Raw genomic sequence first — 14,433 nt, forward strand, 5'->3', positions numbered from 1 at the left:
CGCTTTTGTGCCGGTGTGTTGCATGTTCAACAGTTGTGTTTTGTGGTTATATTTTCACCACTTTTCGGTGGTGGAAAAATTTGACGCCGCGCGCTTCGCGCTGTAAGCGGCGTGCCTTGGACGATGTCTGCGCCCATGCCGGCGCTGTCAGATACGGGAACTGGGGAATATGGACCGGCTTTCGGCCCTCGAGGCCCAATCGATCTTCATCCTGCGCGAGGCGTTCAACCGCATCGACAAGCTTGCCCTGCTGTGGTCGCTCGGCAAGGACTCCAACGTCATGGTCTGGCTGGCGCGCAAGGCGTTCTTCGGCCATGTGCCCTTCCCCGTGATGCACGTCGACACGGAGAAGAAGTTCCCGGAGATGTACGCCTTCCGGGACCGCTATGCGAAGGAATGGAACCTCACCTTCCTGCGCGAGCTGTGCCCGCCGGTCGAGGAGATGGACGAGACGCTGCCGCCCGCGGCCCGCTCCGCTGCGCGCAAGACGGCCGGCCTCAAGGCCGCGATCGCCAAGCACGGCTTCAACGGGCTGATCGCCGGCATCCGCCGCGACGAGGAAGCAACGCGCGCCAAGGAGCGCGTGTTCAGCCCGCGCGGCGACCAGGGCAACTGGGACTTCCGCGACCAGCCGCCGGAGTTCTTCGACCAGTACAAGACCGAGTTTCCGCCCGGAACCCATGTGCGCGTGCATCCGCTGCTGCACTGGACCGAGGTCGACATCTGGCTCTACACGAAGCGCGAGAACATCCCCGTGATCCCGCTCTATTTCGCGAAGGACGGGAAGCGGTATCGCTCGCTCGGCGACCAGGACATCACCAATCCCGTTCCCTCGACCGCCGTGACGATCGACGAGATCATCGAGGAACTGCGCACCACCCGCGTTGCCGAGCGGTCTGGACGCGCCATGGACCACGAGGCCGAGGACAGCTTCGAGCGCCTGCGCGCCGAAGGCTATCTGTGAGCGGAGGCACCGACATGACCAACGCACCCAAGACCACTGCCCTTCGCCTGGTGGAAAGCGCCGCGCCGGAGCGCGACCAGCTCAAGATCGTGATCGTGGGCCACGTCGACCACGGCAAGTCGACGCTCGTCGGCCGCCTGTTCCACGAGACGGGCTCGCTGCCAGACGGCAAGTTCGAGGCGATCAAGGCCATGTGCGAGCGGCGCGGCATGCCGTTCGAATGGGCGTTCCTGATGGACGCCTTCCAGGCCGAGCGCGACCAGGGCATCACGATCGACACCTCGCAGATCTGGTTCAAGACAGAGGCGCGCGACTACGTCATCATCGACGCGCCCGGCCACAAGGAATTCCTGAAGAACATGATCACCGGGGCTGCGCAGGCGGAAGCCGCGCTGCTGGTGATCGACGCCGACGAGGGCGTGCGCGAGCAGTCGCGCCGGCACGGCTATCTCCTGTCGCTGCTCGGCATCACGCAAGTTGCCGTCGCGATCAACAAGATGGACCTCGTCGGCTATTCGGAGGAGCGGTTCCGCGCGGTCGAGGCCGAATACCGCGCCTATCTGGAAAGCATCGGCGTCAAGCCGCGCGTCATCGTGCCGGTGTCGGCGCGCGAGGGCGACCTGATCAGCGGACCGTCGGCGAACATGCCCTGGTACACCGGTCCCAGCATCGTCGGCGCGCTCGATTCCTTCGAGAAGGCGGCGCCCATGGTGGAGCGGCCGCTGCGCATGTTCGTGCAGGACATCTACAAGTTCGACCAGCGCCGGATCATCGCCGGGCGCCTGTCGAGCGGGCGCATCCGCGTGGGCGACGAGGTGATCTTCTCGCCCTCCAACAAGACGGTGCGCGTGAAGTCGATCGAGTCCTGGTCATCGGACCCCGCCGCGCCTGCTCGCACGGTCGCGGAAGCGGGCGAATCCGTTGGCATCACGCTCGACGAGCAGATCTTCGTGGAGCGCGGCGACCTCATCAGTCATGTGCCGGACGAGGATCGCGCCGCGCCGATGGAGACGGACGTGTTCCGGGCGCGGCTGTTCTGGCTGGGGCGCGAGTCGCTGAGCGAGGGCAAGCGCCTGAAGTTGAAGCTCGGCACGCTCGAAGCGCAGGTGACGGTGGAGCGGATCGAGCACGTGGTCGACACGGGCGATCTCGCAACCGGGGCCGCCACGCATGTGGAGCGCAACGCGGTCGCCGAGGTGGTGATCCGCGCGAACCGGCTTCTGGCGCTCGATCCTTACGAGGATAATCCCTATTCGGGCCGCTTCGTGCTGGTCGACCGTTACGACGTGGTGGGCGGCGGCATCGTCTCGATGGAGGGCTACGCCGACCAGCGCGAACTGGTGACGCGGCGCGCCACCAACATCACGCGGGTCGAGCACCGGATCACCGAGGACATGCGGGTGGCACGCAACGGCCACAAGGGCGCTGTGATCTGGCTGACGGGCCTGTCGGGCGCGGGCAAGTCCACGCTCGCCGTCGCACTGGAGCAGGCGCTGTTCGAGAAGGGCTACCAGGCCTATGTGCTCGACGGCGACAACATCCGCGACGGTCTCAACGCCAATCTCGGCTTCAGCCCGGAGGACCGGGCGGAGAACATCCGCCGGGTGGGCGAGGTGGCCTCGCTCTTCGCGTCGGCCGGCATGATCGCGATCACCGCGTTCATCTCGCCTTACCGCTCCGACCGGGAGCGGGCGCGCAAGGCGGCGCCTGGCCGCTTCCACGAGGTGCATGTGAAGGCGTCGGTGGAAGCGTGCGAGGCGCGCGACCCCAAAGGCCTCTACAAGCGGGCGCGCACCGGCGAGATCAAGGAGTTCACGGGCATTTCCGCGCCCTACGAGGCGCCGGACGCGCCCGATCTCGTGGTCGACACGGAAGCACAGTCCATCGACTCCTGCCTCGACACGCTGGTCGCCTACGTGGCGAACGCCTGCCGAAGCTGACAAGAAACGCGGAAGGGGCGGCCGGCGGGGTGCCTACTGCGCCGGCTGCGCCTGTCGCAGGCGGTAGCGCTGCACCTTGCCGGTGACCGTGCGCGGTATGGTCTGCACGAACTCGACCCAGCGCGGGTACTTGTAGGGCGCAAGCCGTTGTCGGGCGAGCGCCTGCAGGGCCTCCGCAAGCGCCGGGCCCGCCGTGGCGGGGTCGCGGGGCACGATGAAGGCCTTCGGTTTCTCCAGTCCGTCGGCGTCGCGCCAGCCTGCGACCGCCACCTCCGCGACGCCCGGGTGGGTGGCGAGCACGGCCTCGACCTCGAGCGGCGAGACATAGATGCCGCCGACCTTCATCATGTCGTCGATGCGGCCGCAATGGACGTAATAGCCGTCCGCATCGCGCCGGTAGGCGTCGCCCGTGCGCGTCCAGGGGGGACGGAATGTCGCCCGCGTGCGCGCCTCGTCGCCCCAGTAGCCGACGGCACTGGACGGCCCCGCCACCTCGAGCATGCCGATGCGCCCCGCCTCCCCGATGGGCTGTCCCAGCTCGTCCAGGAGACGCAGCCTGTAGCCCGCGACCGGCTTGCCGCTGGTTCCCGGCCGGACGTCCCCCGGCCGGTTGGAGAGGAAGGTCTGCAACATCTCCGTCGAACCGAGCCCGTCGAGAACCTCCACGCCCAGACGGTCCCGGACCCTTTCATGCAGCGCCACCGGCAGCGCCTCGCCCGCGGAGATGCAGAAACGCAGCGCATGCTGCCCCTTTTCCGGCAGCGCGCCGTGCGCCAGCATCATTGCGTAGAGCGTGGGCACCGCGAAGAATACCGTCGGGCGCTTCTGCGCCATAAGGCTTCCGATACGGGCAGGATCGGGTTTCTCCGGGTCGAGCAGCGCCGTTGCCCCCGTTGCGAGCGGAAAGGTCAGGCTGTTGCCGAGGCCATAGGCGAAAAACATCTTGGGCGCGGAAAACAGAACGTCGTCCGGACCGATCCCCAGAGTTGCGACGGCGAAACGGTCCGCCGTGCGGATCAGGCTGGCGTGCCGGTGCATGACGCCCTTCGGCCGCCCGGTCGTTCCCGATGTGTAGAGCCAGAAGCCGACGTCGCTGCCCTGCGTTGCCGCCGATGGCGCGTCCGGATCGCCGCTTGCCAGGAGATCGCCGAGCGTCAGCGTGCCCGGCCCCGGGGCGGCCGCACCTGCAAGGATCCTGTGCGCCAATACGGGCGAGGCAGCGGCGCCAGGTCCGGCCGCGGGCCAGAGGGTGGCGTCGCAGATCAGCGCCCGCGCCCCGGAATCGCTCAGCATGTAGGCGATGTCGTCCGGCGTCGCGCGCACGTTCACCGGCACCGGGACGAAGCCGCCGCGCAGCGCCCCCAGGAAACAGACCGGAAAGTCCACCGTATCGTGCTGCAGCAGCAGGATGCGGTCGCCGCGCTGCAGGCCAAGCCCGGCAAGTGCGCAGGCGAGGCGGCGCGTGTCCCGATCGAGGTCCGAGAAGCTCAAGACCCTGCGTCCGTCGTCGAACGCTGCCTTGCCTGCGCGGCCCGCGGCGATGTTGCGGCCGATCAGGTCGTCGGCGGCATTGTAGACGGGGCCGGACGTGCTGTCGGTGGATGCCATCTCCAATCCTTATGCCGACAGGCAGGCCGCCGCGTTGCCGGCGGGAGAGCCCTTGGTCGATTCCAGCGTAGCGTGTGAGAAAAAGTCATGCCTCAATCTTTCGTTGCAGGCAATCTGTTCGGCATGGGCTTTGCGGGCAGGGGCCAGCAAGCGGGGCTGCCGGGCGCCTGCGCGCGGATGAAGGGAAGGTCTGATGGACAGGACACGGAGCATCGGGCAGGAGCGCGATGGCGCGGTCGCGACGGTGCTGCTCAACCGTCCCGAGGCCGGAAACGCACTGACCGCAGACCTTCTGGAACGGCTGCTGCGGACGCTCGACATGCTCGAGAAGGACGAGAGCGTGCGTGTGGTCGTGCTGGCGGCGGCGGGTGCGGATTTCTGCATCGGGATCGACCCGTCAGCCCGCAGGCCGGACCGGCGCTCGCCCGCCCAGGACTTCGGCCGGATCCTGTCGGACGCGCTCGCGCCGGTGATCCTGCGGCTGCGGGATATGCGCCGGCCGGTGATCGCGGCCGCCCAGGGCCGCGCGACGGGCGCGGGCCTTGGCCTGCTTGCGGCAGCCGACATCGTGCTTGCCGAGCGAGGGGCTCTCTTCGCGCTGGACGGCGTGGAGAGCGGGCTTGCGCCGGAGGGGGCGGCAAGCTGGTTCCTGCCGCGGCTGATCGGGCTTTCCCGCGCGCGTGCGCTCGCCATGACGGGGGCCGCGTTCGGCGCGGAGGAGGCGCGGGAGTTCGGGCTCGTCTGGCGCGTGGTCGAGGAAGGGGCGTCGCGCCCCGCGGCTGCCGCCCTCGCCCAGCATCTTGCGGGCCGCGCGCCTGAGACGCTCGCCCTGATGAAACGGATGTTCGAGGCGACGACGGTCGCCAGCCTCGAAGAGCAATTGCAGGTCGAGGCGAACGTGCAACGCCGCCTCGGCCGCACCGAGGACCACCGGGAGGCGGTCGCCGCCCTCGCCGAGGGCCGCACGCCCGTCTTCCGGGGAAAGTAAACGCGCCTCAGGCAAGGGGCAGGGTGTAGAGCCGCCCGAACGCAGGCAGCGTGTCCCCGATCCCCGCAAGCCGCAGCGCGTGCCAGATCATCGCATGGTTGGACGAGGTGACAGGCTTGCCGATACGCTCCTCGATCGCCGCCGCCGCCCGGCCGAGGCGAAGGCTGGTGCACGAGACGAACACGCCATCCACGTCGGCGGCGTCCACGATCCGGGCGATGGCGCCCTCGATCGAGGCAACGGTGATGCTGGCGACGGTCGGATCGTTCTCCTCGTTGAAGCTGCCGAACACGGGGACCTCGAACCCGCGCGCCTCGATATAGCGCTGGAGACCTGCGTTCACGTCGGCGCGGTAGGGTGTCAGAACGCCGATCCGTTGCGCCCCGAAGGCGCGAAAGGCCGCAAACGCTGCCGTGATCGGCGTGGTCGGCTTCGCTTCGGGGCGGACGCTGCGGATCTTCTCGAACACCGTCTCCTCGCCGATCACCATGGCGCCCGACGTGCAGCCGAACATCACCACGTCGAGGGTGTCGCCCGGAAGGATCAGGTCGGCGGTGGGCGCGATCCGCTCCTTCATGTCGGCAAGGGTTTCCGGCGTGATCGTGGGCGAGTTGAGGATGCGCGCATTGTAGGCCGCGACGCCCGGCACCTCGGCCAGCACCTCGCGCATCTCGTGCTCGAGCGTGTAGTCGGTGGCGAGCACCACCGCGCCCAGCCGGGCGCGTGCAGCCACACCCTTGTCCGTCTCGTAGGGCAGATGCTCCAGCATCAGCGTTGCGCCCTTCGGCGTCTGTTCGGCCACGCCCATTCCCGTCGTCTCCCGTCCGTTCAGTTGGGAAGCATCATGCCTGCGGTGTCGACCTCGGGCGCCCGGCCCGCGATCAGGTCGGCGGCGATGCGCGCGCTGCCCGCGCCCATCGTCCAGCCCATGTGCCCCTGGCCCGTGTTCATCCAGAGGTTCTGCACGCGCCCGCGTCCGAAGATCGGCAGGCCGGTCGGCGTCATTGGGCGCAGGCCCGCCCAGAACTCCGTCCTCTGCCAGTCGGCCGCATCCGGGAACATGGAGCGGATCGTGGCATACATGTGGCGGAAGTCCTTTTCCGTGTAGCTCGTGTCATAGCCCGCGAACTCCGCCGTGGCCGTTACACGGATGCGGTCGTCGTAGCGGGCATAGGCGATGAGGTTGGCCTCGTCGATGCCGCCAATGCGCGGCGCATTGTTGCGGCCCGCGACGGGCGCGGTCAGCGAGTATCCCTTGATCGGGTAGATCGGCAGGTCGAGCCCCGCGTTCTTAACGAGGAACGGGCTCATCACCCCCAGCGAGACCATGTAGGCGTCGGCCACAACGTCGCCCTTGTCCGTCACGGCGCGGATTACCCGGTCGCCGGAGATGTCGAGCGCCTGGACCGTCGTCCCGAAGCGAACGTCGCCGCCGGCCTCCGCCACCTTTGCGGCCAGTGCGCGCACGAAGGTGCGGCAGTCGCCCGACTGGTCGCCGGGGGCATAGAGCGCGCCCGCGAACTGGTTGGTGATGGGGGCGAGCGCGGGGTCGATGGCCACGGCCTCCGCCATGGTGACGGTGCGCACCTCGACACCCTGGCGTCGCAGCACCTCGGCCTTCTTCGATGCGGCGACGAGGGCCGCCTGCGACCGGTGCAGGAACAGGCAGCCGTCGGTCACGTGGCTGAAGGCGATGCCGGTTTCCTCCGCGATCAGGTTCAACCGGTCGCGGGAATAGGTGCAGAGCCCGACCTTGGCCGCTGTGTTGCGCGCCGCTGCAGCCTCCGTGCACTGGCCGAGGAACTTGAGCGTCCACGACCACAGCCGCGCGTCGAGCGACGGCTTGAAGCGCAGCGCCTGGTCGTTGCGCCACAGCGAGCGCACGAGCATGCCCGGCGCGGCGGGGCTTGCCCAGGCATAGGCATGGCCGGGCGAGATCAGCCCGGCGTTGCCGGCGCTGGTGAAGCTCGCCGCCTCCGCCTCCCGGTCGACCAGAACGACCTCGTGCCCGTCGCGCAGCAGCTCCCACGCCGCCGTCACGCCGATCACGCCAGCCCCAAGCACCGCGATCCGCATGTCGCCCCTCGCGCAAGATACCGCATCCGGGGTGCATCAAACCCGGTTCGCGCGGGCTTGCCAAGGGCTGCGCGGGCACGCGCGCCATGCACTCAGCGGCGGGCGTCGGCCATCAGGCAGAGGTATTCCAGCGCGATTTGCGCGCCCGCGAGCGCCGTCATCTCCGCATGGTCGTAGGGCGGTGCGACCTCGACAAGGTCGAAGCCCGTGTAGGTGAGCTTCGTGAGGCCGCGCACGATGCCCAGCGCCTGCGCGCTCGACAGTCCGCCCGGCACCGGCGTGCCCGTGCCCGGCGCGAATGCCGGGTCGAGGCAGTCGATGTCGAAGGTGATGTAGACGGGCCGGCTTCCGACGCGCGCGCGGATCTCCGACACCGCCGCCTCGATCCCGTACTCGTGGATCCAGGGGGCGGTCAGGATGTTGTAGCCGTGCGTCTCGTCGTTCCAGGTGCGCAGGCCGACCTGCACCGAATGTGCCGGGTCGACGAGACCTTCCTTCGCCGCCCAGTAGAACATCGTGCCGTGGTCGAGGCGCTTGTCCTCCTCCGCCCAGGTGTCCGAATGGGCGTCGAAGTGGATGAGGCTGAGGGGGCCGTGCTTCTCCGCCACCGCCTTCAGCACCGGATAGGTGACGAAGTGGTCGCCGCCGAGCGTCAGTGGCACCACGCCCGCCCGAACGATGGTGCGGGCGTGCGCCTCGATCGCGTCGGCGAACGCGCCCGGGTGGCCCATGTCGAAGAAGCAGTCGCCATAGTCGATGGCGGCAATCGTCTCGAACGGGTCGAAGCCCCAGGGGAAGGGCTTGCCCCACGCGATGTTGGCGGACGCCGCGCGCAAGCCCCGCGGACCGAAGCGCGCGCCCGGCCGCCCCGTCGTCGCGAGGTCGAGCGGCACGCCCGTGATCGCCACGTCGGCACCGGCGAGGTCCTTGGTGTACTTGCGGCGCATGAAGGACGTGACGCCGGAATAGCTGGGTTCGTTCGGGCCGCCATAGGGCGTCGCCGCGGTGATCGCCTGGTCCATCGTGGGCGCGGGCATCGCTCTCTCATCCTTCCGGGTCGGGGCAAGGGGTTTCGGCCCGCTATGTAGCCCCGATCATGTCGGAAACCTAGGGGGCGATGTCGGAAACAGGGAACGCGCGCCGGCTCTGCCGGGTAAGCTGGGAGTGAGTGCGCACGGACGAATGGCAGGGAAGGGGAACGCGGATGGCGGACATGGTCACGCATGCACGCGCGGTCGTGGTCGGCGGCGGTGCGGTGGGCTGCTCGATCGCCTATCACCTCTGCAAGGCGGGCTGGACGGACACGGTCCTGCTGGAACGCGACGAGCTGACCGCGGGCTCCACCTGGCATGCCGCGGGGCTGCTGCCGCTCTTCAACATGTCTTACGCGACGAGCCACATCCACGACTACTCGGTGAAGTTCTACCAGGACCTGGCCGGCGAGACCGGCATGGACACGGGCTTTTTCCGCGTCGGCAACCTGCGCATGGCGCAGACCGAGGCGCGCATGGACGAATACCGCCTCTATGCCTCGACCGCCGAGACGGTCGGCATCCCTTACGAGTGGCTCACGCCGAAAGAGATCGCCGAGCGCTGGCCGCTGGTGCGGACCGAGGACTTGAAGGGCGCGATCTTCCACCCGACCGACGGCTACATCAATCCGGCCGACGTGACGCAGGCGATGGCGGCCGGCGCGCGGGCGCGCGGCGCGAGGATCTACCGCAAGACGCAGGTGGATGCGTTCGAACGCACGGCGAGCGGCGAATGGATCGTGCGCGGCCACATCGTCGCGGACAAGGGCGGCATCCTTCAGGCGAAGCAGCCGTTCGAGATCCGCTGCGACGTGGTCGTCACGGCGACCGGCAACCATGCCCAGCGCACTGCGGCGATGGTCGGCTGCTACATCCCTGCGATCCCGGTCGAGCACCAGTACATCGTGACCGAGCCCGACCCCGCGCTGGTCGAGTGGCGCGCGTCGAACCCGCAGCATCCGGTCCTGCGCGACGCGGACGCCAAATGGTACGTGCGGGAGGAGCGCGGCGGCTGGATCCTCGGCCCCTATGAGCGCAACGCCCCCGCCTGGGCCGTCTTCGGCGTGCCGGAGACGTTCCGGGCCGATCTCCTGCAACTCGACCTCGACCGGATCGAGGCCGAGTACCTGTCGATGATCCACCGCATCCCGTCCACCGAGAACGTGGGCCTGAAGGACGACTTCAACGGGCCCATCTGCTACACGCCCGACGGCAATCCGCTGGTCGGGCCCGCGCCGGGCGTGGACAATTTCTACTTCGCGGAGGGGTTCTCCTTCGGCATCACGGCTGCGGGCGGCACCGGCTACTACCTCGCCCAGATGATCACGCAAGGCGAGGCCGAGATCGACATGTGGTCGCTCGACCCGCGCCGCTACGGGCCGTGGATCAACCGCAACTATGCCGCGCGCAAGAACGAGGAGTGCTACGAGCACGTCTTCATCCTGCACCACCCGGACGAGGAGCGGGAGGCCTGCCGCCCCCTAAAGACCGCACCCTGCTACGACCGGGTGAAGGCGCGGGGCGCGCAATTCGGCCAGGTGAACGGGTGGGAGAGGCCGACCTATTACGCCGATACGCCCGATTTCGACGATCACGCCGCCCGGTCGTTCCGCCGCGGCGGCTGGTGGCGCTTTGCGGAAGCCGAGGCCCGCGCGGTGCGCGAGGGCGTGGGCCTCTTCGACGTCACGCCCTTCGCCAAGCACCGGATAATGGGTCCGGGCGCGACGGACTTCCTCGACCGGCTGACCTGCAACCGGCTGCCGAAAGTGGGGCGCATCAATCTGACCTATGCGCTGACCGAAGCGGCCGGCACCGTGCGGTCCGAGTTCACCATCGTGCGGCATGGCGAGAACGACTATTACGTCGTCTCGGCGGGCGCGGCGGAGGCCTATGACGGCGATTACCTGCGCAAGATGGCGCCCGCGGACGGCAGCGTCGTCATCCAGAACGTCACCACGCAATACGGCGTCTTCGCCATCGCCGGACCGAAGGCGCGCGAGGTGATGGAGGCGGTCACATTCGCGCAAGACCCGGCGGCGGTCTATACCAACAAGGCGTTCCCCTGGCTCTCGGCGCGCGAGGTCGACCTCGGCATGTGCCGGACGCTGGCGATCCGCGTGGCCTATGCGGGCGAGCTGGGGTGGGAGCTGCATCACCCGATGGAGATGCAGAACTATCTCTTCGACCGCATCGTGGCTGCGGGGCAGGGGCTCAGGCTCTGCGGGACGCGCGCAATGAACTGGCTGCGGCAGGAGAAGTCCTATCGCGCCTTCGGCTCGGACCTCGGGCGGGATGCGACGCCGTTCGAATCCGGGCTCGACCGCTTCGTGGACATGTCGAAGGATTTCGTCGGCAAGACGGCGCTGGAGACGGCGGGGATCAGGGCGCGCTGCGTGACGCTGCTGATCGACGGGCCGGCGGACGCCGATCCGTGGGGGCGCGAGGCGCTCTACGAGAGCGACGGGACGACCCGCGTCGGCCGGCTTACGTCGGGCGGGTGGTCGGTCGTGTTCGGCAGGCAGATCGGCCTCGGCTATGTCGACCCCGCCCATGCCGCGCCCGGCACGCGGCTCAAGGTGCGAATCATGGGCGCACTGTGGGACGCGGAGGTTGTCGAGGACAGCCCCCACGATCCGCAGAACCTGCGCATCCGCGCCGACAGCCCGGCGCGCCGCTAGGCCGCGTCAGGCTGCGGCGCCGGCCTTCTGCCGCTCGATCGAGCGGTCGTCGATGGGCCAGTGGACGAACGCCGCGAGCACGCCCAGGATCACGCCGCCCCACCACACCGGCTCGTAGGTGCCGAAGGCGTCGTAGAGCGCGCCGCCTGCCCACACGCCGATGAAGGAGCCGACCTGGTGGCTGACGAAGGTGATGCCCGACAGCATCGCCATGTAGCCAGGGCCGAACACCTGGCCCACGATCCCGTAGGTCAGCGGTACGGTCGACAGCCACAGGAAGCCCATGGCGATCGCGAAGGCATAGGTCGACATCTCGGTCAGCGGCATCAGCAGATAGGCCGCCGTCACGATGGAGCGCGCGACATAGATGAAGACGAGGCCGTATTTCTTGGAATAGCGCCCGCCGGCCCACCCAGACGCAAAGCTGCCCGCGATGTTGCAGAGGCCAACCAGCATCAGCGCGGTGGCGCCGACCGTGGGGCCGAGCCCGTTGTCGCCGAGGTAGGCCGGCAGGTGGACGGTGATGAAGGCGACCTGGAAGCCGCACACGAAGAAGCCGATGGTCAGGAGGATATAGCCGCGGTGGGCGAATGCCTCAGTCAGCGCGTCGCGGAAGCTCTGGTCGGGCGGCAGGATGCGGCCCGCGCTTCCGCCCGCGAAGACGCTTGCGAGTGGAATGATCAGCGCCGCCACCAGCGACAGCCAGAACAGTGCCTCCACCCAGCCGAAGTTCGTCAGCAGCGCCGCGCCGAGCGGCACGACGACGACCTGGCCCATGGAGCCTGCCGCGGTGCCGAGGCCCATGACGAGGGACCGCTTCTCGGGCGCGACCATCTTGGCCAGCGCGGCGATGACGATGGTGAAGGACGAAAACGCGATGCCCATGCCGACGAGAAGTCCGGCGGAGATGTTCAGCAGAACCGGATCGGTCGTGACCGACATGAGCCAGACGCCGACCGCGTAGAGCACGCCGCCCACCGTGAGCACCCGCACCGGCCCGTAACGGTCCGCCAGTCCGCCCGCGATGGGCTGGGCAAGGCCCCAGACGAGGTTCTGCACGGCAAGCGCGAGGCCGAACACCTCCCGCCCCCAGCCGAGATCTGCGGACATCGGCGCCAGGAAGAGACCGAAGCTCGACCGCACACCAAGCGAGATGAGTGCAATGAGTGCACCCGCAGCCATGATGATGGCGGGTGTCCGCCAGGAGGCGCCGTGAAGCGACATGAGCGATAACATCCATTTCCTTCGATGGGGCGCAGTTTGACGCAGCAGGGCTGCAGCGCAAGCACCGCGAAGTTCCAGGCTGCGAAAAACAGAGTTGCACGGATCGCGTGCCCTCTCGCGGCGCGTTCCACAGTTTACGTGCCATTAAGGTGGTGAAGCCTAGGATTCAGGAGAATATTCGGCTCGTCACGCAGCAGCGCCGGCGTCGGTGGCACTTGTTGGGGTGCGGGCGGTTGGGTCCGGTTTCGAGTTGCGACAGGGGACGTTTTCATGCCTTCAGCCATGCGCGTGATTGTGGTCGCGTCTCAGAAGGGCGGTGCTGGGAAGACCACGCTGGCGGGACATCTGGCGGTCGAGGGGGAGCTTGCGGGCAACGGACCCGTGGCGCTGATCGATACCGATCCGCAGGGCTCGCTTGCGACGTGGTGGAACGCGCGCAATTCGGCGGCGCCGGCCTTCGTGCGGACCGACTTCTCGACGCTTTTCCACGACGTCGAACAGCTGCGCGAGGCCGGTTTCCGGGTCGTGGTGATCGATACCCCGCCCGCCGTGACCCGCGCGATCGCGGAGGTCGTGAGCTTCGCCGACCTCGTGGTGCTGCCGACCCGGCCCAGCCCGCACGACCTGCGCGCCGTCGGTGCGACCGTCGACATCATCGAGGCCAAGCGCAAGCAGATGATCTTCGTTGTCAACGGTGCCACGCCGCGGGCCCGGATCACGTCCGAGGCTGCCGTCGCGCTGTCGCAGCACGGCACGGTTGCGCCTGTGACCATCCATCACCGCGTCGACTTCGCTGCCAGCATGATCGACGGCCGCACCGTGATGGAGACCGATCCCGAGGGGTCTTCGTCGAAGGAAGTCAAGGCGCTGTGGGAGTATATCGCGACCCGCCTCGAAAAGGTCGCGCGGGAAACCGCAGTCCAGGCGCCAGCCGTCGGGGCCCGTCCGCCAGGTGTGCTTTCGCCCGCGATCCCGCCATCCGAGCGTCCGGGTTTCGGGCAGAGACACGCCGCCGCAGCCGGCACCGCCGCGCCGCAGCCGGGCGTGGCGCGCGACACGGCGTCTGCCGTCGAGCGGCCCGCGTCCCCTGCCGAGGCCGCTCCGCAGGACGGCGCGGCGCATGCGGCCCCTGCGCAGGCGCCTGCTGCCGGCGCTGCCCGGCGCTTTGGCGGTGCCACGCTCGGCAGGCCCGGCACCACCTTCGGCCGCCGTGCCCACACTTGAACTTCCAGCCGGATCAGGATGCACGCCATGGCCCGTAACAAGTTTGCCACGCTCCACTCCGGTCTCCTCGTACGGAAAGGGGAAGCCGAGCCCGCTCCACCGCCTGCGTTGAGCGCACTCGACATGCCGGCGCAGGAACTGGGAGCGGAGAACATGCGGGGACGCAAAGGGATCGCCCAGCCGCACGGCGGCGCGCTGTCGCCGGGGCTGAGCCGTTTGCTGGGCAGTGCAGACGCCGCGGCGCACGCGGCCGGTCCCGACGACATCGATGCCTTCTATGGGGACGAGGAGGCCGATGCGTTCGACGAGGGCGCTGACAGGGACGAGGAGGCAACCGCGCAGGTACACTCGATCCGGGACATCCTGGCCCGGCAGCGCAGGATCACGCCCGTCTCGATCAACGAGAGCGTGCAGCGCCGCCGTGACGGAACGCTGCTGGTGACGGTCCCGCTGAGCGCGGACGAACTCGAAAAGCTGCGCGCGGTTTCCCGTGTGCGCGACGAACGCATGTCGGACGTGCTGCGTCAGGCGGTCGTGGCCTTCCTCGTCGCCGAGGATCCGGACGCCTGAGCGCCAGGGCCGCACCCGCGCGGCCGAGCCCGGAGGGTGCGCGAATCGCCAGGCGATAGGATGGCGCTGCCGGCGCGGCAGGCGATATGCCATGCCTTGGCATGCATTCACTCCACCATCGATTGAATCG

General features: G+C 68.6%; 10 protein-coding genes and 1 pseudogene. 6 read left to right on the forward strand and 5 right to left on the reverse strand.

Annotated elements, in window-relative coordinates:
• Positions 1 to 169 precede the first annotated feature (169 nt).
• Positions 170 to 964, forward strand: coding sequence for a sulfate adenylyltransferase subunit CysD (cysD, locus tag NJQ99_RS00715; protein WP_269330888.1), 795 nt, complete (start codon positions 170 to 172; stop codon positions 962 to 964).
• Positions 965 to 978: 14 nt separating this feature from the next.
• Complete coding sequence (cysC, locus tag NJQ99_RS00720; protein ID WP_269330889.1) at positions 979 to 2,904, forward strand: adenylyl-sulfate kinase; 1,926 nt, start codon at positions 979 to 981, stop codon at positions 2,902 to 2,904.
• Between the two features lie 33 nt (positions 2,905 to 2,937).
• Here cysC and NJQ99_RS00725 read toward each other — a convergent pair whose 3' ends face one another.
• Positions 2,938 to 4,512 carry a benzoate-CoA ligase family protein gene (locus NJQ99_RS00725; RefSeq protein WP_269330890.1) on the reverse strand — a complete coding sequence of 525 codons (1,575 nt, stop codon included), beginning with the start codon at positions 4,510 to 4,512 and terminating at the stop codon, positions 2,938 to 2,940.
• Positions 4,513 to 4,705: 193 nt separating this feature from the next.
• Here NJQ99_RS00725 and NJQ99_RS00730 point away from each other — a divergent pair, with 193 nt between their 5' ends.
• Positions 4,706 to 5,500 (forward strand): enoyl-CoA hydratase-related protein, encoded by a 795-nt coding sequence (locus NJQ99_RS00730; protein ID WP_269330891.1) that lies wholly within the window; start codon positions 4,706 to 4,708, stop codon positions 5,498 to 5,500.
• A 7-nt stretch (positions 5,501 to 5,507) separates the two neighbouring features.
• On the opposite strand, the gene NJQ99_RS00735 is transcribed toward NJQ99_RS00730, so the two are convergent.
• The 3 genes from NJQ99_RS00735 to speB all read right to left on the reverse strand — a co-directional run bounded on the left by NJQ99_RS00735 (position 5,508) and on the right by speB (position 8,613).
• Positions 5,508 to 6,308, reverse strand: coding sequence for a maleate cis-trans isomerase family protein (locus tag NJQ99_RS00735; protein ID WP_269330892.1), 801 nt, complete (start codon positions 6,306 to 6,308; stop codon positions 5,508 to 5,510).
• A 20-nt stretch (positions 6,309 to 6,328) separates the two neighbouring features.
• Positions 6,329 to 7,576: a D-amino acid dehydrogenase gene (locus tag NJQ99_RS00740; RefSeq protein ID WP_269330893.1), complete on the reverse strand. Its 1,248-nt coding sequence runs from the start codon at positions 7,574 to 7,576 to the stop codon at positions 6,329 to 6,331.
• Between the two features lie 92 nt (positions 7,577 to 7,668).
• Positions 7,669 to 8,613, reverse strand: a complete 945-nt coding sequence (gene speB, locus NJQ99_RS00745; protein WP_269330894.1) for an agmatinase — start codon at positions 8,611 to 8,613, stop codon at positions 7,669 to 7,671.
• A 176-nt stretch (positions 8,614 to 8,789) separates the two neighbouring features.
• Here speB and NJQ99_RS00750 point away from each other — a divergent pair, with 176 nt between their 5' ends.
• Positions 8,790 to 11,285 (forward strand): GcvT family protein, encoded by a 2,496-nt coding sequence (locus tag NJQ99_RS00750; protein WP_269332050.1) that lies wholly within the window; start codon positions 8,790 to 8,792, stop codon positions 11,283 to 11,285.
• Between the two features lie 6 nt (positions 11,286 to 11,291).
• On the opposite strand, the gene NJQ99_RS00755 is transcribed toward NJQ99_RS00750, so the two are convergent.
• Positions 11,292 to 12,509: an MFS transporter gene (locus NJQ99_RS00755; protein ID WP_269330895.1), complete on the reverse strand. Its 1,218-nt coding sequence runs from the start codon at positions 12,507 to 12,509 to the stop codon at positions 11,292 to 11,294.
• 282 nt (positions 12,510 to 12,791) lie between these two features.
• Here NJQ99_RS00755 and NJQ99_RS16265 point away from each other — a divergent pair.
• Together NJQ99_RS16265 and NJQ99_RS00765 are read left to right on the forward strand one after the other, a co-directional pair.
• Positions 12,792 to 13,514, forward strand: a pseudogene (locus NJQ99_RS16265) (AAA family ATPase); the annotation flags it as partial.
• Between the two features lie 246 nt (positions 13,515 to 13,760).
• The gene (locus NJQ99_RS00765; protein ID WP_269330896.1) at positions 13,761 to 14,303 is read left to right on the forward strand and encodes a hypothetical protein; all 543 of its coding nucleotides are present in this window, start codon (positions 13,761 to 13,763) and stop codon (positions 14,301 to 14,303) included.
• The last annotated feature ends 130 nt before the right edge of the window (positions 14,304 to 14,433 follow it).

It is taken from the genome of Futiania mangrovi, assembly GCF_024158125.1.
GTDB lineage: Bacteria > Pseudomonadota > Alphaproteobacteria > Futianiales > Futianiaceae > Futiania > Futiania mangrovi.

Coding starts and splice junctions, on each gene's coding strand:
- NJQ99_RS00740 (WP_269330893.1), bottom strand. CDS start 7,576: ATGCGGATCGCGGTGCTTGGGGCTGGCGTGATCGGCGTGACGGCGGCG.
- speB (WP_269330894.1), bottom strand. CDS start 8,613: ATGCCCGCGCCCACGATGGACCAGGCGATCACCGCGGCGACGCCCTAT.
- cysD (WP_269330888.1), top strand. CDS start 170: ATGGACCGGCTTTCGGCCCTCGAGGCCCAATCGATCTTCATCCTGCGC.
- cysC (WP_269330889.1), top strand. CDS start 979: ATGACCAACGCACCCAAGACCACTGCCCTTCGCCTGGTGGAAAGCGCC.
- NJQ99_RS00735 (WP_269330892.1), bottom strand. CDS start 6,308: ATGGGCGTGGCCGAACAGACGCCGAAGGGCGCAACGCTGATGCTGGAG.
- NJQ99_RS00755 (WP_269330895.1), bottom strand. CDS start 12,509: ATGTCGCTTCACGGCGCCTCCTGGCGGACACCCGCCATCATCATGGCT.
- NJQ99_RS00730 (WP_269330891.1), top strand. CDS start 4,706: ATGGACAGGACACGGAGCATCGGGCAGGAGCGCGATGGCGCGGTCGCG.
- NJQ99_RS00765 (WP_269330896.1), top strand. CDS start 13,761: ATGGCCCGTAACAAGTTTGCCACGCTCCACTCCGGTCTCCTCGTACGG.
- NJQ99_RS00750 (WP_269332050.1), top strand. CDS start 8,790: ATGGTCACGCATGCACGCGCGGTCGTGGTCGGCGGCGGTGCGGTGGGC.
- NJQ99_RS00725 (WP_269330890.1), bottom strand. CDS start 4,512: ATGGCATCCACCGACAGCACGTCCGGCCCCGTCTACAATGCCGCCGAC.